The organism is Chroococcus sp. FPU101, from assembly GCF_017312365.1.
Lineage (GTDB): Bacteria > Cyanobacteriota > Cyanobacteriia > Cyanobacteriales > Microcystaceae > Chroococcus.
In genome coordinates, this window is record NZ_BLJI01000012.1 from 94,775 (window position 1) to 116,404 (window position 21,630).

Annotated in this window: 16 protein-coding genes; 7 read left to right on the forward strand and 9 right to left on the reverse strand. The window is 39.0% G+C overall.

Annotation, left to right across the window (positions count from 1 at the left end):
- Window positions 1-108 precede the first annotated feature (108 nt).
- Genes CFPU101_RS12870 through CFPU101_RS12885 form a run of 5 tightly spaced genes read left to right on the forward strand, consistent with a single transcriptional unit; the run spans window position 109 to window position 4,685 of the window.
- On the forward strand, window positions 109-1,548 hold the full coding sequence (locus CFPU101_RS12870; protein ID WP_206815740.1) for an NAD(P)/FAD-dependent oxidoreductase: 1,440 nt from the start codon (window positions 109-111) through the stop codon (window positions 1,546-1,548).
- A 17-nt stretch (window positions 1,549-1,565) separates the two neighbouring features.
- Entirely contained in the window at window positions 1,566-2,081 is a 516-nt protein-coding gene (locus CFPU101_RS12875) for a DoxX family protein (protein ID WP_206815741.1), read from the forward strand.
- Window positions 2,005-3,486, forward strand: coding sequence for a GMC family oxidoreductase N-terminal domain-containing protein (locus CFPU101_RS12880; RefSeq protein ID WP_307730446.1), 1,482 nt, complete (start codon window positions 2,005-2,007; stop codon window positions 3,484-3,486). Before CFPU101_RS12875 ends, CFPU101_RS12880 begins: the two co-directional genes overlap by 77 nt.
- Entirely contained in the window at window positions 3,390-3,632 is a 243-nt protein-coding gene (locus CFPU101_RS26160; protein ID WP_307730447.1) for a GMC family oxidoreductase, read from the forward strand. Before CFPU101_RS12880 ends, CFPU101_RS26160 begins: the two co-directional genes overlap by 97 nt.
- A 54-nt stretch (window positions 3,633-3,686) precedes the next feature.
- Window positions 3,687-4,685: a DMT family transporter gene (locus CFPU101_RS12885; protein ID WP_206815742.1), complete on the forward strand. Its 999-nt coding sequence runs from the start codon at window positions 3,687-3,689 to the stop codon at window positions 4,683-4,685.
- Here CFPU101_RS12885 and CFPU101_RS12890 read toward each other — a convergent pair.
- The 9 genes from CFPU101_RS12890 to CFPU101_RS12930 form a co-directional block, all read right to left on the reverse strand.
- On the reverse strand, window positions 4,682-6,613 hold the full coding sequence (locus CFPU101_RS12890) for a hybrid sensor histidine kinase/response regulator (RefSeq protein WP_206815743.1): 1,932 nt from the start codon (window positions 6,611-6,613) through the stop codon (window positions 4,682-4,684). The genes CFPU101_RS12885 and CFPU101_RS12890 overlap by 4 nt on opposite strands.
- 10 nt (window positions 6,614-6,623) lie before the next feature.
- Window positions 6,624-7,055 (reverse strand): response regulator, encoded by a 432-nt coding sequence (locus CFPU101_RS12895; RefSeq protein WP_206815744.1) that lies wholly within the window; start codon window positions 7,053-7,055, stop codon window positions 6,624-6,626.
- The gene (locus CFPU101_RS12900; protein ID WP_206815745.1) at window positions 7,042-12,267 is read right to left on the reverse strand and encodes an AAA family ATPase; all 5,226 of its coding nucleotides are present in this window, start codon (window positions 12,265-12,267) and stop codon (window positions 7,042-7,044) included. The genes CFPU101_RS12895 and CFPU101_RS12900 overlap by 14 nt, the downstream gene beginning before the upstream one ends.
- Window positions 12,268-12,367: 100 nt before the next feature.
- On the reverse strand, window positions 12,368-15,094 hold the full coding sequence (locus tag CFPU101_RS12905; protein WP_206815746.1) for a glucosidase: 2,727 nt from the start codon (window positions 15,092-15,094) through the stop codon (window positions 12,368-12,370).
- Window positions 15,095-15,228: 134 nt separating this feature from the next.
- A complete protein-coding gene (locus CFPU101_RS12910) occupies window positions 15,229-17,214 on the reverse strand; it encodes an amylo-alpha-1,6-glucosidase (RefSeq protein WP_206815747.1) in 1,986 nt (661 codons plus the stop codon).
- 44 nt (window positions 17,215-17,258) lie between these two features.
- Window positions 17,259-17,705 carry a VOC family protein gene (locus CFPU101_RS12915; RefSeq protein ID WP_206815748.1) on the reverse strand — a complete coding sequence of 149 codons (447 nt, stop codon included), beginning with the start codon at window positions 17,703-17,705 and terminating at the stop codon, window positions 17,259-17,261.
- 15 nt (window positions 17,706-17,720) lie between these two features.
- On the reverse strand, window positions 17,721-18,326 hold the full coding sequence (locus CFPU101_RS12920) for a VOC family protein (RefSeq protein WP_206815749.1): 606 nt from the start codon (window positions 18,324-18,326) through the stop codon (window positions 17,721-17,723).
- Window positions 18,323-19,126: an MIP/aquaporin family protein gene (locus tag CFPU101_RS12925; RefSeq protein WP_206815750.1), complete on the reverse strand. Its 804-nt coding sequence runs from the start codon at window positions 19,124-19,126 to the stop codon at window positions 18,323-18,325. The genes CFPU101_RS12920 and CFPU101_RS12925 overlap by 4 nt, the downstream gene beginning before the upstream one ends.
- A gap of 13 nt (window positions 19,127-19,139) precedes the next feature.
- On the reverse strand, window positions 19,140-19,937 hold the full coding sequence (locus tag CFPU101_RS12930) for an SDR family NAD(P)-dependent oxidoreductase (RefSeq protein ID WP_206815751.1): 798 nt from the start codon (window positions 19,935-19,937) through the stop codon (window positions 19,140-19,142).
- A gap of 414 nt (window positions 19,938-20,351) precedes the next feature.
- Between CFPU101_RS12930 and CFPU101_RS12935 the strand changes: the two genes are divergently transcribed.
- Together CFPU101_RS12935 and CFPU101_RS12940 are read left to right on the forward strand one after the other, a co-directional pair.
- Window positions 20,352-21,059 carry an MgtC/SapB family protein gene (locus CFPU101_RS12935; protein WP_206815752.1) on the forward strand — a complete coding sequence of 236 codons (708 nt, stop codon included), beginning with the start codon at window positions 20,352-20,354 and terminating at the stop codon, window positions 21,057-21,059.
- 143 nt (window positions 21,060-21,202) lie between these two features.
- Entirely contained in the window at window positions 21,203-21,622 is a 420-nt protein-coding gene (locus CFPU101_RS12940; protein WP_206815753.1) for a fasciclin domain-containing protein, read from the forward strand.
- Window positions 21,623-21,630 lie beyond the last annotated feature (8 nt).

Below are 21,630 nucleotides of genomic sequence, written 5' to 3' on the forward strand. Positions count from 1 at the left end.
TCATTCAAAAATGCGATTAAACTTTTCAGGGAGTCCTTAAACCCCTATCATTCTCGCTACTTTGATGCAGCGCAGAATAACAGTGTCCTACCTAAGACTGCTGTTGTTATGAATCAGATACCCACGATTATATTAGGAGGTGGTTTCGTCGGATTATTCACCGCCTTACATTTAGCGCAACAAAACGATGCACGTCCCATTATTTTAGTTGAACAAAACGATCGCTTTACCTTTAAACCTCTGTTGTATGAACTCCTGACGGGGGAAATGCACATGGAACAAATTTGCCCCTTGTATACAGATTTATTAAAGGGAAGCAAAATAACTATCGTGCGAGATACCGTAAAAACGATTGATTTATCGCAAAAACGGATTGTTTTAACCCTTGGTCAAGCTTACGACTATGGCAATTTAGTCATCGCATTAGGGAGTAAACCAACCTATTTTAATACCCCAGGTGCAGCCGAAAACGCTTTACCCTTTGCGACAGCGAATGATGCAATGACGCTAAAAATGCGTCTCCAAGATTGCTTACAAACTGCTGTTGTAACGAAAGATCCTGAACAACGATCGCATCTCCTAACGGTTGCAATTATTGGTGCAGGCCCCGCAGGAGTTGAACTTGCTTGTACTTTAGCAGATCTTCTTCCTGTTTGGTATGACGCTTTAGGGGGTGATTATGAGGACATTCGTATTGTTTTAGTCAACCGCAGTAACGAAATCCTCAAAGGTGATATTAACAGTCGCTTGCGCCAAACGGCTAAAAATTTCTTGAGCGATCGCACTGTGAGCGTCGAATTACTGTTAGATGCTGCTGTTACGGCAATTACACCGATGGGGGTGGAGTACAAACGGATGGGAAAAGCTGATTTTCTTCCCGCGATGACGGTTGTTTGGACGGGAGGAACTGAACCTCATCCCTTACTGAAAACATTACCCGTTACGCCCGAAAACCGCAATAAACGAGGCCAATTACAGGTTTTACCGACCTTGCAACTTAGAGATTTTTCAGAGGTGTTTGTTGGGGGGGATTGTTCTTATGTGAGTGCAGAACCCCAACCCGCAACCGCACAAGTCGCCTATCAGCAAGGAAAAGCGATCGCGTATAACCTCAAAGCTTTAGCAGAAGGGCGATCTCTGATGTCTGCACAGGTTAACTTACGGGGGACATTAATGAAATTAGGCATCGGGGAAGGAGTTGCTAACATTTTTGATCGTGTTGAAATCAAAGGTGAACTAGGTCACTTAATTCGCCAGGGGACTTATTTAGAATTACTTCCCATTCCCATTTATAACTTCAAAACAACAGCAGAATGGTTTACCGATGGCGTTTTACAGCGACATCAAACCCCATCCCTTCATCCGACTAAAACGGGACGCACTCCACTATTAGCAGGCCTCACCGCAACCTTAGCCAGTTTTCTGATTGCAACTCCCTTAATTTGGCGTGCAGCACAACCCGAACATTTTCAAAAAAATATGGAAAGTACGGGACTACCAACTTTGATGGATCAGCTAGTACCTGAAACAGTTAATCAACAAAAATAAACAGGAGAATTTACGCCATGAATACACTATCAAACTTCAAAATTTCCCTTAAAAAAGCGGTTGCCCTCAATCGAATTATAATGGGACTCTTTTTCTTCTTTTCAGGGATTGCCAATTATCTCAATTTTAGTGTCAAAAATGGTTTTTATCAAACCGTATTAACCCAAAAATTACAACTTTGGGGGCCGTTTCCAACAGGATGGGAAGGAGTCGGGCCACTTCCTCCACTTATTGCGATTCCCTATGCTTGGCTTTTACCTTTAGCAGAAATCGTGTTTGGTATGCTTTTTGCGTTAGGTTTTTGGGTGCGTTGGACAGGATTAATTCTAATTCTAATGACCTTTAGTATTGTACTTGCTTTTGGGATTATTCCTGCTGGTAATTTATTTCCAAATGGTGCCGAAAGCTTTAACAAAAATATTCTCTTTATGACCTTAATCTGGATGTGTATGGCTTATGAAATTGATACAAAAAAAGCCAGAATGCAACGCACCCAAGCCAGACTTAATCAACAAGAAATTATTAGAAATTGAGGTTGCTATGTCTAATCATCATTACGATATTATTATCATTGGAACGGGTGCAGGAGGTGGAACCTTAGCGCATCGCTTTGCACCCAGTGGCAAAAAAATCTTAGTCCTAGAACGTGGAACCTTTTTACCTCGTGAAAAAGCAAACTGGGATACTGTAGAAGTATTTCAAAAAGAACGCTATCATACCTCTGAAATCTGGTATGACAAAGATGGTGAAGAACTTCGACCAGGGACAGGTTACTGGGTAGGAGGAAATACGAAAGTTTATGGTGGTGCTTTATTTCGTTGGCGAGAAAAAGACTTTGAAAAGGTTATTCATCACGGAGGAATTTCTCCAGAATGGCCACTGAAATATAAAGATTTTGAACCTTATTATACTGAAGCAGAAAAATTGTACGAAGTACATGGACAACGCGGAGAAGACCCCACAGAACCCCCAACAAATAGTCCTTATTTTTATCCAACAATTCATCATGAACCCAGAATTCAAGAAATTCATGAGGCATTAGAAGGAAAAGGTTTACATCCCTTTCATCTTCCATTAGCGATTAAATTAAATGAAGTCAATCGACGTTTAAGCACTTGTATTCGCTGTGATACTTGTGATGGTTTTCCCTGTTTATTAGATGGAAAAGCGGATGCTGATATTAACTGTGTGCGTCCTGCGGTTAATACTTCTGATAATGTGACTTTACTCACGGAAGCAGAAGTTTTAAAACTCCATACCAATGAATCAGGAAAAGAGGTTACTAAGATCGAAGTTCGGCTTCAAGGACAACGGCTATTCTTTTCAGCAGATATTGTTGTTGTTTCCTGTGGTGCAATTAATTCTGCTGTCTTATTATTGCGTTCTGCAAATGATCAACATCCTTACGGTTTAGCGAATGGCTCGGATCAAGTGGGACGAAATTTTATGCGTCATCAAAACGGTGCAATTGTTGGCTTAACTCGAAAAGAAAATCCAACTCAATTTCAAAAAACACTTGCTGTTAATGATTTTTATTGGGGAGAAAAAGGGTTTGATTTTCCGATGGGTCATGTCCAACTTCTAGGAAAAATTAATAAAGATATGATTGCTCTAGATGCGCCTATTTTTGCCCCAGGATTAGCCTTAGAAGAAGTAGCGCGGCGTTCAGTAGATTGGTGGTTAACGGCTGAAGATTTACCCGATCCTAATAATCGCGTTTCGATTCAAAATGGCAATATTTTTCTAGATTATGAGGATAACAATACCAAAGCCTTTGATCGTCTCTTGCATCGCTGGACTGAGGTTTTAAAGTCAATTGAATGTGGCGATAAGATTTTACCTTGTTCTCTCTATTTAGAAAACGAATTCCTTTACAGGGAGTTGCTCATCAATGCGGTACCTGTCGCTTTGGAGAAAATCCCGAAACATCGGTTTTAGATATTAATTGTCGAACTCATGATGTTGATAATTTGTATGTTGTTGATGGCAGTTTCTTTCGTTCTAGCGCGGCTATCAATCCCACTCTAACTATTATTGCTAATGCGTTACGGGTTGGCGATCATCTTTTAGAACGAATGAAATAAATTTGGGTTAATACCAAATCTTTTGGGTTTGGAAACCAAACCCCTACAATAGCTATGAGCAAAATTTCTCGCATTTTAAATCGTATTCCCAATCAGGTTTATCTATGGATCGCCGTCCTGATTTTTGCATCCTCTAATTCAGTGACTCGAAAAATTATTGATCTTGGCGCACATCATTTCGTTAATGGTCGAAATCCGATTTCCCTATGTAATGTGTTGTTTGTTGGGAATATTTGCGCCTTTTTATTAATGATTTTGATTTTTTATCCCGACTGGCAACCGAGTAAATTAAAAAATCTGACTCGTCAAGATTGGATTATCTTAACAGTAGTTGGGATTTTATCTGGAGCGATCGCACCTGCTTTAATTTTTACGGCTCTTGCTCAGACAAATGTAACGAATGTGGTTTTAATTGGACGCTTAGAACCCTTAATAACTCTGGCTTTGAGTGTTTGGCTTCTCAAAACGCGGGTCAATTCTTGGACGGTAAGCGGTTCTCTGGTTTCTTTTGTTGGGGTAGCGGTAACAGTTTGGCACGGTTTACACATCGGAAAAGGAGAACTATTGATCGCTATTGCAGCAGCCATTTTAGCGGTGGCTACGGTGATTAGTAAATCACGCTTACAGTCGATTTCAATAGGGATTTTTAGTGTTTATCGGACGGCGGTAGGTACAATTGTATTTTTTATTCTGGCGAATATCCTCTACGGTTCACATCATTTTGCTCAAGCTTTTTCCCCTTACTTATGGGCGTGGATGATCCTGTATGCTGCTGTTATTGTTGTAATTGGACAATTGTGCTGGTTTGCAGGATTAAGAAACGCGAATTCGGCCCAAACAAACTTAGCGAGTTCGATTAATCCTCTTGCTGCTATTGTGATGGCCTATTTGATTTTAGGAGAAGTGCCAACATCTGCTCAATATTTAGGAGGTTCTATTATAATCGTGGGAGTTGTGTTAAGTGCAGTCGCCAATTTCAATCTAACCGTCGCACCTCTAAAAATGAATCCTGCTCAAATGATGATGATGGCAGTTGGTTTTCGAGGGATTTAATGAATGGGTAGCCTAACTGTTACTCTTGTGCCAGCTTCTGCTGATGACTCGATTTGTAATTCCCCACCATGTGCCTCAACAATACGCTTAACAATAGCTAAACCCAAACCATTTCCATTCGCTTTCGTTGTATAAAAAGGTTTCATCAAATTGGGTAAAACTTCGGGTGGGATGGGTACACCACCGTTATGAACCTGTAAATCAACTTGATTGTCTACTTTTTGAACTCTCAGCGTCACTCTCTCACCTTCTGCCACTGCTTCAAAGGCATTTGTAACCAGATTGATTAAGACTTGCTTTAACTTATCTTGATCGGCTAAAACTTGAATTGAATTAGGATTTGGAGTAAATTCAAGTTGTTTACCGATTGCGGCGGGCGTATTTTGTAAAGATACGAGCATTTCTCCGATCAAATGATTTAGATCTAATTCAGTCCGTTGAAGGGTTTGCGGCTTGGCATAGAGTAAAATTTGATTTAATAGGCGTTGTAGACGTTCGGCTTCATCTAGAGCTAAAGAGAGATATTCCTGAAAACGTTCTGGTAAAGTCAGTTTTTTAAAAGCATTTAATCCCATCATTACTGTTGTCAAAGGGTTGCGTACTTCATGGACAATCATTGATGCTAATTCACCAATTTCGGCTAATCTTGAGAGAGCCTTTTCTGCTTGTTTAAGCGTCGTAATATCTGTTGCCGATACGAGTAGACAGGATTCATTTTCTAAGTCGATCACTTCTGCCGACAATAACCCAATAAAACGCTCTCCCGACTTTTTGCGTAACTCAAATTCTAAATTAGAAATCGCTTCTTGTTCTTCGAGTAGTTGCATCATTTTCATTCGATCTTCTGCTCTAGACCATACGCCTAAATCTATGGCATTCTGTCCGATCATCTCCTCATGGCTATAACCTAACATCTGCAAACAACTTTCATTGACTTCGATGTAGCGTCCATCTCTAAGGGTACTAATTGTAATCGCATTAGGGGAAGAACGAAACGCTTTAGAGAATTTTTCTTCGGATAGTTTTAATGCTTCCTCTATCTGTAATCGTTCCATTTCTGCCGCCGCACGAGACGCAAAAATTTCTAAAACCGTCCGATATCGTGACTCATTTTCCATTGGTTGCTCGTCAAGTACCGCTAAGTGTCCTAAAAGCTCACTGGATGAATTTGTTAAAGCGACTCCTGCATAGCTTTGCGCTTCCCATTCCACTAAGCCTTCTTCTTCTGGGAACAGAGATTGAACACGTCGGGGACAATAAAAAAAGCCACCTCGGTTGATGACATATTCACACGGGGTTTTTTCTAAACTGTACTCGAAGTTTTCCCCAAAACGATCGCCATTCCAGAAGGCAAAAGCTCGAACACGTGTCGGTGGAGAATCGATACATTCACTAATCAAGGCGTAGCGAACATTTAAAGCTTTGGCTAAAGAGTGAACCAAAGAGCGAAAAAAATCTTTACTAACGACTGACGCAGTTCCTTCAACAATTGATAAAAGTGTTTGTTCTGAGCGTTGTCGTTCTAACACTTCATCATGAAGTTGCTTGATAATTTTTCCCCGTTCAATAGCGTAACGAATCACCCGAACTAAAACTTCAGTTTCAATTTTTCCTTTGACTAGATAATCCTGTGCGCCTTCTGCTACTGCTTGAAAAGCGAGTTCTTGATCATCGGTTCCTGTGAGGACAACAATAGGTAAATTGGGGGCAGCAGCATGGATACGGATAAAAGTTGTTAATCCTTTAGAATCAGGAAGTGAAAGATCGGATAAAACAATCTCAAAATTAGAGTTTTCAAGATATTCAAGAGCGACTCGAAGGCTTTTCGCCTGTGTAATTTCCCACTGCTGATCAGCATCTTCCAACATTTCTATCAGCAGAAAAGCATCAGCAGGATTATCTTCAACCAGTAGAACAGAGGTAGGCATAGTCAATATACTACGACTTAGGTGGCAGCATAACAGCCGCTAACCAAAAATTTTCAATAAACTTAACGACTGCGATAAAATCTTCCAAATTAACGGGTTTCACGAGATAACAATTGGCTTGCAATTGATAACTTTTTAGAATATCTTTTGTATCTGTAGAAGTGGTCAAAATAATAACTGGAATCGTTTGTAACGCTCCATCTCCTTTAATTTTTGCCAGTACCTCTGTCCCTTTTTTTTTCGGTAGATTGAGATCTAATAATATTAGGTCTGGACGGGGGACATCTGTATATTTTTCTTGTTTATCTAAAAAGTCAATTGCTTCAACACCATTCTTAACCCAATGCAGCCGATGACTGATGTTGCTTTCGCTTAGGATTTCTAGCATCAGTTGAGCATCACTATTAGAATCTTCCACCAGCAAAATTTCAACGATTTTCATGTGGTCTCACTGGAATTTCAAAACAGAAACTTGAACCTTCTCCTGGTTGCGATTCTACCCAAATTTGTCCCTCGTGACGTTCAACAATCTTTTGACAAATGGCTAAACCTAGTCCTGTTCCTGGGTACTCATCGCTGCTATGAAGACGCTGGAAGATGCCAAAAATCTGTTCAGCATACTGAGTATCGATCCCAATGCCATTATCGCTGACGCGAAAGATAAAAGACGTTGGCTGATGTTGAGTCGCACTGATCCGAATTTGGGGAGGAATGCTAGAACGATATTTAATGGCGTTACTGATGAGATTTTGAAATAGTAGCATCATTTGATCAGGATCAGCGAGTAGTGTTGGTAGTGGTTCAATAGTAATTGTTGCCTGATTTTCTCTGATGCAAAGCTGTAAATCTTTCAGAACTTGGTTAACCACGAAATTACAATCAGTCGGTTGACGCTTCAATTGATGCCGTCCTACTTTAGAATAAGCCAGCAAATCTCGAATCAATTGTTGCATCCTTGTCGCCCCATTAACCGCAAAATTAATGTAAATATCGGCTTTTTCGTCTAATTTTCCTTGATATCGTTTTGCTAGTAGTTGGGTATAGCTGGCAACGGCTCTCAGAGGCTCTTGTAAATCATGAGACGCAATATAAGCAAATTGTTCTAATTCTTGGTTTGAGCGTTGTAACTCCGCCGTTAGTTGTTCGAGCCGTTGATTGGACTGGGTTAGTTCTTCTGTTCGCTCCTGCACTCGGATTTCTAATTCATTATACAAACGAGCATTGTCAATAGCGATCGCAGCTTGTACAGAGAGCAATTGCAAAATCTCAATCCGTTGTGTGGTAAAAGCATCCGTCGTCAAATTATTTTCTAAATAAAGTATGCCTGCAAGTTTCCCTTGATTAACCAGTGGAATACAAAGAATTGATTTCGGTTGCGAGGCAATGATATAAGCATCTTGATTAAATTTATTTTCCTGAGTGGCATTGTGAAGAACAACGTTTTCCTGGGTTCGAGCGACATAGTTAATGATGGATGCAGGTAAAGATAAATTAACTGGTCTTGACTTTAGTACACTAATTTGTTCATTATTCACTGAGCCTTCCGCTTCGATCAATAGTTTTCCTTGAGTTTCTAAAATCAACAATCCTTTTTCTGCTCCTGCATTTTCCATTAAGATTTTCATTAACTTGGCCAATAATTTATCCAGCAAAATCTCCCCCGAAAGAGCATGATTCGCTTTGATTACGGTTGCTAAATCTAGAACCTCGTTTCTGGTGCTACCTGTTACAGTTGTAATGGTTAGATGTTGTGTTTTTTCGGGTCTTTTCGCTAATAACTGCAGATAACGCGCTTCTAAATCCTGCATTTTTGACATCGCTCCCCAGTTGAGATAACAATAGTAGGCATCGAGTAGATAAACCTGAGCAATTTTGTCTTTATTTCGAGCTAGATAAAACCTTGCAGCTAATTCGTGTGCTAAGGCTTCTTCATTGAGATATTCGTGTTCCTTTGCTAGATTAATAGCACGATCATAAGCGTCCATTGCCTTAAGATCTTGACCTAGAATTCGATATCGTTCAGCTTCTACTAGATAGTATTTGTGTAGATAATTCATCGGTGCATGATCCGCCCAAAGCTTCATTTTCTTCTGATTAGCCGCGATTTTCTTTAAAATGTTCTTGCGTTCAACAATTGACGCATCGGGAAAGATAGCAATTTTAGATAGAGAATCATAAAAATAGAAGACAGGTACCACCAGCAAACCAACAGCACCTTGCTCTAAAAGTTGTTCCACTGTGTCCGCAAGTTCAACCGCTTGGGGATAATCTTGAAACAGATAAGCAAGCATCAGTTTATTGAGATAAAGATGAAAAATTGTATATTGATCATTGGTTGCTTGATGACGCGGTAAACATTCTCGCTCGTCGTAACTGGTACCGCTTAAAACCCAAGGATTTTCTGACGCTTCCATCAGATTTAAAACGGCTTGGTGGTAGATTTGAGTTAAATTTAAAGGGAGTTCTTGTTTAAAATGAGCGATCGCATGACGATAACTCGCCATCTCTTGTTCTAGTTCTGATAATGATCGTCCCACCAAATACGAATGATAAAATCGAAAAGCAAGCGCGAATGTTGCATATTCGAGATCTCCTATCGTCAAACCATATTGATAAGCTTCTAGCAAAGGTTCTAGGGTTACTCGTAGATGTTCTTTCCAATGCTTCAGATACATATTCACTAGAAGCAAGGTTTTAGGAATAAATTCTTGCGCTTTCAACTGAGGCAGTAGTTTTAAAGCGAGTTCAGCAAAACGATAACCTGCATCGATCTTTTCTTCCACTGCACAGAGAATCATTCCATAATCAGCATAACCAAACGCCGAACCAGGTGCATTGCCATATTGAAGACTTAACTGTACCTTTTGAAAGACCATCATTTTCCATACTTGCGGTGCTGTAAAATAAGTAGGGGTACAGACACTCGCAATAATTTGCATCGCTGCTAGTTTGTCAGGATCACTCATTAGAGGTAAGTTCATTAACTCTAATGGTTCTTTGTTGTCTAATGCTAACTTCGTTTTGGTCTGTTCAAGCTGAATATTTTTTTGCGTTGGCTTTGGAGATAGCTTGACCCCTAATAGATCGAGTACCTGTAGCCCAATATTGATTGCTTCTGATAGCTGATTTTGGGCGATATAAGCTTGTATTTTGACTTCATAGACTGTTAAAAGGTCTAAATGGTTTTTGGCTTGTTGTAGAGCCATCTGGGCGAATTGTTCCATCTGCTCAAAATCGCCGCAGAGATAGGCAGCTTCTGCTGCGGAACTTAATAGGTTTAAAATTAACTCATCAGAACTTTGTTGATCGAGTAGTTTTAGACCGCTCTTAAAATAATTGAAAGCGGGTTCATAAGCTGCCGATAACTTTGCTTTTTGTCCAGCGATTAGATTCAGTTGAGCGAGTTGAGCTTTTTCGGGTTGTTCAGTGATTAATTCAATCCCTAGATTGAGTTGATTGACAATCTCAAAGATCTGATCTTCTAAACGTTCGCTTGGCGTTGATTTTTGGAGAAATTGACCGATTTTTAAATGAATTTGTTGTTGCTCAATTTCTGAGAGGGTGGAGTAAGCAGCCTGTCGGACTCGATCATGAAGAAACTGATAGGAAACCTTCACATCATGAGAGTTTTCTAAATTAAAAAATTGAAAGTATTTATAGTCATCCCCAATCGGTAAAACTAATCCTTCTTGTACCGCTTGCCAAAGTTCGGCTACAGTTTGAGCTTGAGTTTTTTCATAAATAATTGATAGAGTTTTTGTATCAAATTGATGACCAATACAGGCAGCTAACTTTAAAACCTGTTGCAGTGAATTAGAAAGCTTTTGAATTTTGGCTACCATTAAATCAACTACATTATCGGTAGAGGGTACTGCTTGAATTGCTTTTAAATTCCAATGCCACTTTCTATTTTTAGAATTAAAGCTAATTAAACTTTCTTGATAAAGATATTTTAAAAATTCATTAATAAAAAATGGATTACCGTTCGTTTTCTTCCAGACTAATTCGGCTAAAGCTTGAGTGGTTTCTAAGTCAGAGTTAAGAGAATCAGCAATTAACTGATTAATCTCGGCTAGATTTAAAGGTAACAGAGAAATATGATTAATACTGACATTGGTTTTCTTTAGCTCATTAAGCATCAACTGTAGAGGATGAATCCGACTTATTTCATTCTCTCTATAAGTTCCAATTAACAATAAATATCGACACTCAGACATCACTAATAAAGATTGAATTAATTTTAGTGATGCTCGATCAGCCCACTGTAAATCATCCAAAAAAATAACCAAGGGATGGGTAACTTTAGGAAAAACCTGAATAAAGTTTTGAAAAACCCAATTAAAACGATTTTGCGATTCTTCAGCGTTCAATTCTATAACAGCAGGTTGTTCACCAATCAATAATTCAACTTCGGGAATAACATCAATCATAATCTGACCATTCATTCCTAGAGCCTCTAAAATTTGTTCTTTCCAAATTCTGATTTTATGCTCATTTTGAGTTAATAATTGTTGAATGAGTTCTCGAAAAGCTTGAATCAAACCGTGATAAGGAATATTCTGTTTTAGTGGCTCAAACTTCCCACTAATAAAATAGCCACGCCGTTCAGTAATCGGTTTATAAATTTCCTGAACTAGGGCAGTTTTACCTATACCAGAATAACCCGTGACTAAAGCCATTGCTATTTTTAATTCTTTGTTCTCAATTACTTGGTCAAATGATGATAACAAGCTTTTAACATTTTGTTCTCTACCATAAAGTTTCTGTAAAATTTGAAATCGCTCCGAGATATCTTGCTCACCGAGAATAAAAGTTTCGATTCTACCTTTTTCTTGTAGTTGAGCTAAACATTTTTCTAAATCAGATTGTATTCCCCAACTACTTTGATAGCGATCTTCAGCATTTTTAGCTAATAGTTTTGAAACAATATTAGAAACCGCTTGCGGAATACTTGAATTAAGTTCATCGACAGAAATGGGTTGTTTTGCTATCTGACAATGAACTAACTCGACTGCATCACTTGTTTTAAAAGGTAACTGATGACTCAATAACTGATATAAAGTAACACCCAATGAATAAAAATCAGTCCGATAGTCAATGCTTCGATTCATTCTTCCCGTCTGTTCGGGTGACAGATAAGCAAGAGTTCCTTCTAGAATATTCGGGTTATGATAGATTGGATTTTCTCTAGATAAAACAGTAGCAATACCAAAATCGATCAATTTAACTTGTCCCGTATTAGGATTGATTACAAGATTAGATGGATTAATATCTTTGTGGATAATATTTTGCTGGTGTACTTGACCTATAATTTTCGTTATTGCAATTGATAAAGAAAGACATTCCTTTAGTGTAAATTGTCGGAATTGGATTTGTTGTCTTAAAGATTCACCGCCAAAATCTTCTAGAATAATTGCTAGACTATTTTCAAATGTTTCTAAAGCATAAGCTTTAACTACACCTTCTAGATTTAATTTGTGGGTGATTTCGTATTCAAGTCGAAAACGAGCGATCGCATCTGGTGTAGGATACTCTTGGTTAAGTATCTTCAGGATGACAGAAGTTTGGTTTACATTGCGACATCCTCGATAAATTAGAGATTGAGGACTTTTGTACAGTAATTCACTAAGCTGATAACCAGGAATAGTCGCCATCGCTAACCTACCTCCCATTCCTAAAATGCGATCGTTTAATTTAATCTTAAATGAAACTACTGTTAGAAAAATGAGATTTACCTGAGTAAAATTCTAATTTCTACTGAGAAACTTCAAAAATTTGATGAATAGTCTGTTTTGAAGACTTAATTAATTTTGGATTTTTCCCTTGCGCTTCATATTCTCCAAATTGCTGAATGAGTTTAGCAACTAAACCCGTCCATCCTGTTTGATGACTAGCACCAATTCCAGCACCCTTATCGCCATGAAAATACTCATAGAATAAGATAAAATCTTGCCAATTAGAATCAGTTTGAAAAATTTGTGATCCACCATAAACAGGACGTATATCTGATGAATCTTTTAAGAAAATTCGGATTAATCTTTGGGATAATTCTGAAGCCACTTCCCAAAGCGTCATCCAATGTCCTGAACCTGTTGGACACTCAACTTTATAATCATCTCCTAGATAATAATGAAACTTTTGCAACGATTCAATTAATAAAAAATTAATCGGAAACCAAACAGGGCCGCGCCAATTAGAATTACCACCAAATAACCCACTACTTGATTCAGCAGGTTCATAATCTACTCTAAAGTGCATTTCATCAACATCAAAAATATAAGGATGAGATTGATGATATTTTGATACTGCACGAATTCCATAATCACTCAAAAACTCTGTTTCATCTAACATTTTTTGTAGAATTTTACCCAATTTATCACAAGTGACAATTGCTAATAATCGTCTAGATTCGATGCCTGGAGTTACCATACAAGCTACCTTTTGCTGTAGATCAGGGCGATTTTCGATAAACCATTCTAAGCGTTTTTTAAAGCCAGGTAATAGTTCCAAATCTTCTGGCTCGATTGTTTCGATTGCTAATAGGGGAATTAATCCGACTAGAGAACGAACTTTTAGTTTTAAATGTTGCTCATTGGGTAAATGTAACACATCATAGAAAAAGTTATCTTCTTCGTCCCAAAGTTCAGCATTCAGATCACCGATATGATTCATCGCCTTAGCAATATAGAGAAAATGTTCAAAAAACTTTGTTGCGATATCTTCATATACAGGATTCGTTTTTGCCAGTTCCAAAGCAATGGTTAACATATTTAAACAATACATTCCCATCCAACTGGTGCCATCTGATTGATCGATGTGTCCTCCTGTGGGTAAAGCAGCACTCCGATCAAAAACTCCAATATTATCTAAACCCAAAAATCCACCTTGAAAAACATTTCTTCCTTCAACATCCTTGCGATTCACCCACCAAGTAAAGTTAAGCATCAACTTTTGGAAAACACGCTCTAAGAACTGACGATCAGATCGTCCATAAACTTTTTTTTCTATCTGATAAACGCGCCAAGTTGCCCAAGCATGAACAGGAGGATTCACATCACCAAACGCCCATTCATAAGCAGGTATTTGTCCATTTGGATGAAGATACCATTCCCGCGTCATCACATCTAATTGATATTTAGCAAACTCTGGATCAATTAAAGCTAAAGGAATGGTATGAAAAGCCAGATCCCAGGCAGCAAACCAGGGATATTCCCATTTATCAGGCATTGATAAAATATCATCCGTACACAGGTGAAACCATTCTCGATTTCTGCCTTTATTTCGTTCGCTAGATGTTGATATTGCTACAGCATCTCCCTTTAACCAATCTTCAATAATATAATGATAATATTGTTTACTCCAGAGCATTCCCGCAAAGGCTTGACGTTGTACATTTCGCATATCTTCAGAGATGGGAAACGGAGTAATACGCTGATAAAATTCATCTGCTTCCTGTTTCCGTTTTGTGAAAATGTCCTCAAATTCTTTTCCAAAAGTAGTAGCGTTAGGAGGCTGCTCATTGAAGCGTAGTTGAATTGTTTTTGTTTCGCCAGCTTCAATATTTAAAAGATAATGAATAGCAGCTTTTGTTCCTTTATGCTCAAGATTAATCGCTTCTTCTTGTCCATGAACAATATAATTATTAATGCCATCTTTTACATAGGGCGAGGCATTCGGAAAATTAAATAATCTTTCGGTATTTGTTTCATTCTCTGTAAATAATAATTCGTTTACACCTTGAGCCGATAGCCAACGCTTTCCAAGTGTCGGATGAATCGATTCAATAATACTCATTTGCTCGGATGGAATAGCCTGTAAGTTAGGTTTGTTCTGCTCACCATTCCAAGACCAAGTATTCCGAAACCAGAGGGTAGGCAGAAGGTGAAGAGTTTTACTTTCTCCACCTCGATTAATAATTTGAATTTGGATTAAAATATCTTCAGCCGAATTTTTCGCATATTCGACAAAAATATCAAAATAACGCTGCTCCTCAAAGACTCCTGTATCTAATAATTCATATTCTAATTCTTTGCGGTTACGACGTTTATTTTCTTCAACCAATTGACGATAAGGGAATGCTTGATGAGGATATTTATAAAGCATTTTCATGTAAGAATGTGTGGGCGTATTGTCAAGATAAAAGTAATATTCCTTAACATCTTCTCCATGATTGCCCTCATTTCCCGTCAGTCCAAAAAACCGTTCTTTCAGAATTGGATCGGCTTCATTCCAAAGCGCAATTGCAAAACATAGACGTTGATGATTATCCGAGATTCCAGCAATGCCATCTTCTCCCCATCGGTAGGCACGAGAACGAGCCTGATCGTGAGTAAAATAGTCCCAAGCATTGCCATCAAAGCTATAATCTTCTCGTACCGTTCCCCATTGGCGATCGCTTAAATAAGGCCCCCATCTACGCCAATGTGCTTGATGAGTCAAAGCTTCTTCTAATCTAATTTCTTCTTGGGTAATCTTAGTCATAATTATCTCAAAGTGAATTAATTTGCTTATTTAAAGTATCGGTTGTATACCCTAAATTGTTTTGAGAGTCTGGTAAAAAATGGATAATAAAATGACTTAAAATAATACAGGATTTACTCAGGAAAAACTCATCTTTAAAAATGAGAGGATATCGCCACAGTCGCCCGTAAAACTTCTGCTACTGTCCAAGCTTGAGCAATGCAGCCTCGCGGTGTAAACGGTGCATCGCCATCAAAAATTTCACTTAAACTACTTATTCCATGATCGCTCAAATGATCAGCCATTGGTTTAAGAAATTCCCTCGCTTGATTACCATCGCCATACACCCGTAAATGTGCAAGGACAAACGGCCCCAGTAACCATCCCCAGACGGTACCCTGATGATAAGCCCCATCGCGTTGTAATGGGTTGCCACCATAATAACCCTGATATTGAGGGTGATCACAAGAAAGCGATCGCAAACCATAAGATGTTAATAACTCCCTCTGACAAGCTTGCACCACAGCCTTTTGCTGTATTGGAGTTAAAGGACTTTCGGGTAAGGAGACGGCGAAAATTTGATTCGGACGTAGCGCAGGATCATGGCCATTTGGCCCATCTAACACATCGTAACAGTAGCCTGTATCCTGATTCCAAAACCGAGAAAATCTAGCTAATATGCGATCAGCCATTGCATCATATTCTTGATGAGGTTGGCAAATCTGGCGAGCAAACTGAGCGATCGTTCGTAAAGCATTGTACCAAAGGACATTAACTTCTATAGGTTTACCAACGCGAGGCGTAACCACCCAGTCACCCACTTTTGCATCCATCCATGTCAGTTGTACACCTGTTTCTCCCGCATAAAGTAAACCATCTGACGCATCTAAGTGAATGTTATAACGCGTGCCGCGACAGTGCCATTGAATGATATCAGCTAAAACAGGAAAAAGTTCTTTTAATAAATCTTCATCTTCGGTTGCCTTGTAGTACGAACGAATTGCCTCAAAATACCACAGCGTCGCATCAACGGTATTGTATTCGGGTTGTTCCCCCGCATCTGGAAAACGATTCGGTAGCATTCCTCTATCTACATAACGCGCAAAAGTACGAAGAATCGATCGCGCAATTTCAACTCGTCCAGTCGCTAAAGTTAAACCAGATAGACTAATCATTGTATCGCGTCCCCAATCGCCAAACCAGTGATAACCTGCAATAATCGTTTTACCGCAAAGATTTTCTGTAACTGGACGCTTGACAATAAATTGATCTGCTGCGAGTACCAATTGTTTAATCCAAGCTGGATTATTTGTATTAAAAGAGTGATTCCCTTGCCACAGTTCAATTAATTTTTGTTCATGGGCGTGTTGTAATTTTTGCGTTGTTTCACCATTAAGTTCAGGTTTTTCTTCCGTACTTGCTACTAATGTAATCGATTCACCTAAATTAAGCGTGGCTTTAAAGGTGGCAATATGTAAATGATCTTCGACATCACTCAATCCGCGACGACGTTCTACAGCCAGATCAAATCCATAATACCAATCATGAGCAGTTACTAAGTTAGCATGATCGCATAATAGATAAAAGGGAATTGCATCTAGATTAGCAGTGACTCTAATTCCCTGTATTACGGGTTCAACATTCATCTGCCAACCGTTCCCATGAGTATTACCATGATAGTCCCGATAGTTAACCAAGGCTTTGAGTGATATTTTTAGTGGTTGAGTCGCACGATGTAACTTGTATTGAATATAAGTCGTGTTCGCCCCCTGTTGCATCCAAATCCGTTTTTCAATAATTGCATCAGCACAAGCATATCTCCAAACGGGGATTGTTCCATCTAAGCTAAAATCTTCCATCAAGCGATAACCGTGAGGCTCAACGGTGTCATCTTTCCAGCGATTCGTACTGAGTGAATAAGTATGCTCTCCATAACTAACGGTTTCATCAAGCTTTGTTAGTAATAATGTACGCCCCAGAGGGGGATTTAAAGCTGCAATTAATAAACCGTGATAGCGACGGGTTAAGACTCCTGCTACCGTACCAGAAGCATAACCACCAATACCGTTAGTCACTAACCATTCTCTTGATGCTGCGATGTTGAGATTACCGCAAATTTCCCTACCAAATTCGATACACATCTTTTTACACACCTCCAGAGATTAGAATAAATATTTGTTGATTGCTACTTTTCGACGATTCGCATCACATGACCATCGGGATCTATAACTAAAAAGCCTTTCTTAAACCCTAAAGTTTTTTCAGGCATTTCGATCACTCCTGAAGAAACCATAACAAAACCATTTGTTTGTAGACGTTGTGCCACCGTCTCCGCATCATCAACGATTAATGTTGTTTGCCAATTCCATAAATCATCAGAACGTGTCTCTATTGGCAAGGTACGTCCATCTCTAGGATTAAGGTATTCTAAAAATTCGATACCAGGGCCGACCATCGCTCTTAAACTGGTAATATGCAATCTTGCTCCAGCAACATTATTTAGGTATTCTTGTTCGGTTCCATAGTTTTCGCTTTCTCCAGCTACTTTTAAACCTAATAACTCTTGATAAAAGCGGAGACTACTCGCTGTGTTAGAAACAGCGATCGCAGTATAATCGATCCCTAAAAACAATTTTTGGTCTGAATGCTACCATTTAGGGTTACCTTTGCTAGGTGGAAAGGAAATAATTTCTAAATTGTGTCCATCTGGATCACGAAAATAGAATGCTTTAATCCCTGCTGCTTTGAGATAGTCAGGTAAACGTTGCGGTGCAGTTGAGACGTGTTGGATCTTGTGTTCACGGAGTTTTTGATACGCTTGTTCGATGTCACTAACGACAATGGCGATATGCTGAAACCAGCGCTCGTTACTACGCGAGTCTATTGGAATGGATTTGCCTCCTGGAGTTAAATAATCGATTAACTCGATGATCTCATTCCCTAACTGCATCCGAACCACCCTTATTCGTATCCCAAATAATCCTTGCAGTTGTTCGTATTCTGTTCCCCAGACTTCTAAATCCGAAATTTTTTGGAAAGATAAGACTTGTGAATAGAATGCTACAGCTTGATCCATATCCGAAACAGTAATACTGACTGATTCTACTGCTTGTACGGCTGAAAATGTAGAGATCTGGGTCAAATGCAAGGTTGAATTAGCATCTGTGTTCGGTTGTTGGTAGGCAAAAATAATCACTACAAAGGCAATAATAGATAAAAATACCGTCGTAAGTGTTCTATTTTTTGTACTCATCTGACAATTTCCTCCATGATTCGACAGCAGCATTGAAGACAAGGACAGGGAGTGTCATCATTGGGGTAAAGCTTGCCACAGAGAATTTTAGGACGCTTGAAATATCGTAAGTAGATTTCGGCAGCGAATAGCATTCCCAACGGGGGAGCAAAATAGTAAATCCAAAAGCCTGTCCAAATTTGGGAAGGAAAAGCAGAGGCAAAGGTACGAGCAGGATTGATACTCATTCCAGAGATCGGAGCTTCTACAATGATATAGATTGCTACTAAGCATCCAGCGAACCATCCTGTAAAATTAGCAAGATGTTGAGTATTAGATGTCAACAGTACTATCAACATCAGACCAAAAGAAAGCATAAATTCTGCAATCAACGCAGGAAACCAACCCCACATCCCAGGAACAGTAACCACATAATTAATTGGTGGCTCAGTGAAAACTTTACCCAATAAAGCTTTGACCAATATTATCCCCATCGTACCGCCGATAAATTGAGCCAGAACGTAAAAAAGAGCATCCCAAGAAGCCAATTTACCTAAACGGAAAAAGGTTAGAGTAACCGCAGGATTAATGTGTGCGCCAGAACGCTTACCCCAGCGAGAATAGATAATAGCGATCGCAGTTAATCCCATTGCAATCCCAATTAAAACACGTCGCTCTAAAGAGTTTGGGATGATTTCTGGAATGGCGAGAATAGGAGACTCTAGCAACGTAACCACACCTCCCGCCGCTACCATAAATACACCTAATCCTGCTGCTTCAATGAGATATTCTCTCCAATGGATGCGTAATGCTTGAAACATCGCAGTTTTTCCCTTATTGCTCTTGATAATTCCAAAGCAGTCCGCCATCAACGTAGAAGGTACTACCCGTAATGTAATCAGCATCCGCAGAAGCGAGGAATGAAACTAAAGAGGCAACATCTTGCGGTTGTCCCAAACGACCTAAAGGAATGTTTTTTAGCAGCGCGTTCAATTTTTCTGGGTCATTTAACAGCTTAGTATTGATCGGTGTTTCAATGGCTCCTGGTGCGACATTGTTAATCGTAATGCCGAAGGGAGCTAATTCGATCGCTAAGTTACGTGTTAGCATTTTGATCGCCCCTTTGCTGGCACAATAGGCCGTAAAATTCGGAAACGGTAAATCTTCATGCACTGAACTAATATTAATGATTTTGCCTGAACGGTTTGTTTCTTTGAGATGTTGGACAAACACCTGGGTTGCAAAAAATACGCCTTTTAAATTGACATTCAGCACAGCATCATAATCATTTTCTGTGACTTCCCAAAACGGCGCGTGTTTTTCGATTCCTGCATTATTAACCAAAATATCTAACCGACCAAAATGCTGAATACTATCGGTTATCAGTTGAGGCACTTCCTGAATATTGCCCAAATCTGCTTTAAGAGTCTGACCTCGTGTGTTAGGACATTGTGCCATGTAACATTTACCCCCTACTGAGAGTACCTTTGACAGGGTTTCTTCCGCACCTTCTGGATGAGAACGATAGTTAATCACAATGTTCGCCCCTGCTTCGGCGAGACGAATAGCGATCGCTTGACCAATGCCTTGACTACTACCTGTAACTAAAGCCACTTTACCTTCTAATGACATGATTTTCTCCTTTTTTAATTTATTAACATTAAACTTTTTCTAACAATAAATACTAAATAAAATCTCAATAAACGCTTACTTATTCTATAAAACTAGAGTTTTTATCAAGTATTTATCTAAAATATTGACATTGATTAAATACAATTAAATGATTTCTTTCTAAAAAATTACTTTGAAATTACTCTAAATTTCCTAAAATTTTTTTCAGATGTTTTTCATCAAAAACTCAGCCGATTAAGGTTGTCAATTGACCTCTCTTTCTGATTAAAGTATAAGGTCAACTTAAATCACTCTCCGTTTTTGTACCTACTTTAAGAATTGTAAAATAACTAATAAAATGAAAATTGTTCTGTAATCCCTGTATAGTAGAGAATCTGTTTTCTTTATAACCCAAACTGGCGTTAAAAAAAATTAATGAGTGAAGGAGAATTTGTAACTCGCCTAGTAGTTGCTTTTGTACTGGGGATGGCTATTGGACTAGAACGTCAGTGGCGACAACGTATGGCAGGATTACAAACCAATACTTTAGTAGCAACGGGATCTGCACTTTTTGTCATGCTTTCTGTGATGATAACCGAGAGAGATTCGAGTCCGAGTCGGATTACGGCGCAGATAGTTTCTGGAATTGGTTTTCTGGGTGGTGGTGTGATTTTACGAGAAGGAGTAACTGTTCGTGGGTTAAATACAGCAGCGACTCTCTGGTGTGCGGCTGCTATTGGCGCATTATCTGGCTGGGGATTATTATTTCAAGCAGGTGTAGGTACGGTGGCGGTTTTATCAGCCAATATTCTGCTATATCCATTAAGGTATCGCATCAACCAGCAATCTCTCACTGGGACAGAAATTGATCTTTGTTATCGTTGCCAGATTATCTGTTGTCGGGAAAATGAAGTTTATATTCGGACTTTACTCCTTCAAACGATTAGTAGCAATAAAACAATGCAGTTACGATCGCTCAATAGTGAAGCCTTATCAGAAACTTCTAACCGAATTAACGTAGAAGCTGAATTGATTACGCAAAAACGGAATGATGCTTTCCTAGAACAAATTATCTCTCATCTAAGTTTAGAATCAGGAGTTTTTGCTGCGAGTTGGCGCATTATTGAGCAGGAATATGGTTAATTTAACGAATTTGACCTGTGTATCATTAAAGCCACCGTTAACGATTTTCAGCGATCGCGCATCAGGTCTACCTATTGAGGGAGGCAAGCTGATAGGGGTTGTGAATTAAGATATAAGGCAATCATCGACGAAAAAGAAAATTTATGGGTGACATTGTTGCAAAAATTGCAGATACTGCAAATTTAAGCCATTTTAGGCAGGCTCTTGAGACGACTGAATTAGGGGCAATGCTGAAAACCCCTGGCCCCTATACTGTTTTTGCTCCGACAGATGAAGCGTTTGACCAACTTAGCGAGAAAAATGTCAAACTTTCGCTTCAAGATCCCGAAAAACTCAAAAGAATTACTGCTTATCATCTTGCGTTTGGCGATGTCAGAACCGAAGATTTATTACAAATTAATGAAGTGACGACCGTAGAAGGCTCGATCATTGCAGTTGAAGTTGAAAACAAACAGATTAAACTCAATGACGCTAATGTGATTAGTGCTGAGATAGTCGTGGATAATGGTGTAATTTATCTCGTTGATCGAGTATTAACGCCAGCTTTGGTATTAAGCGAGTAAATCTGTTA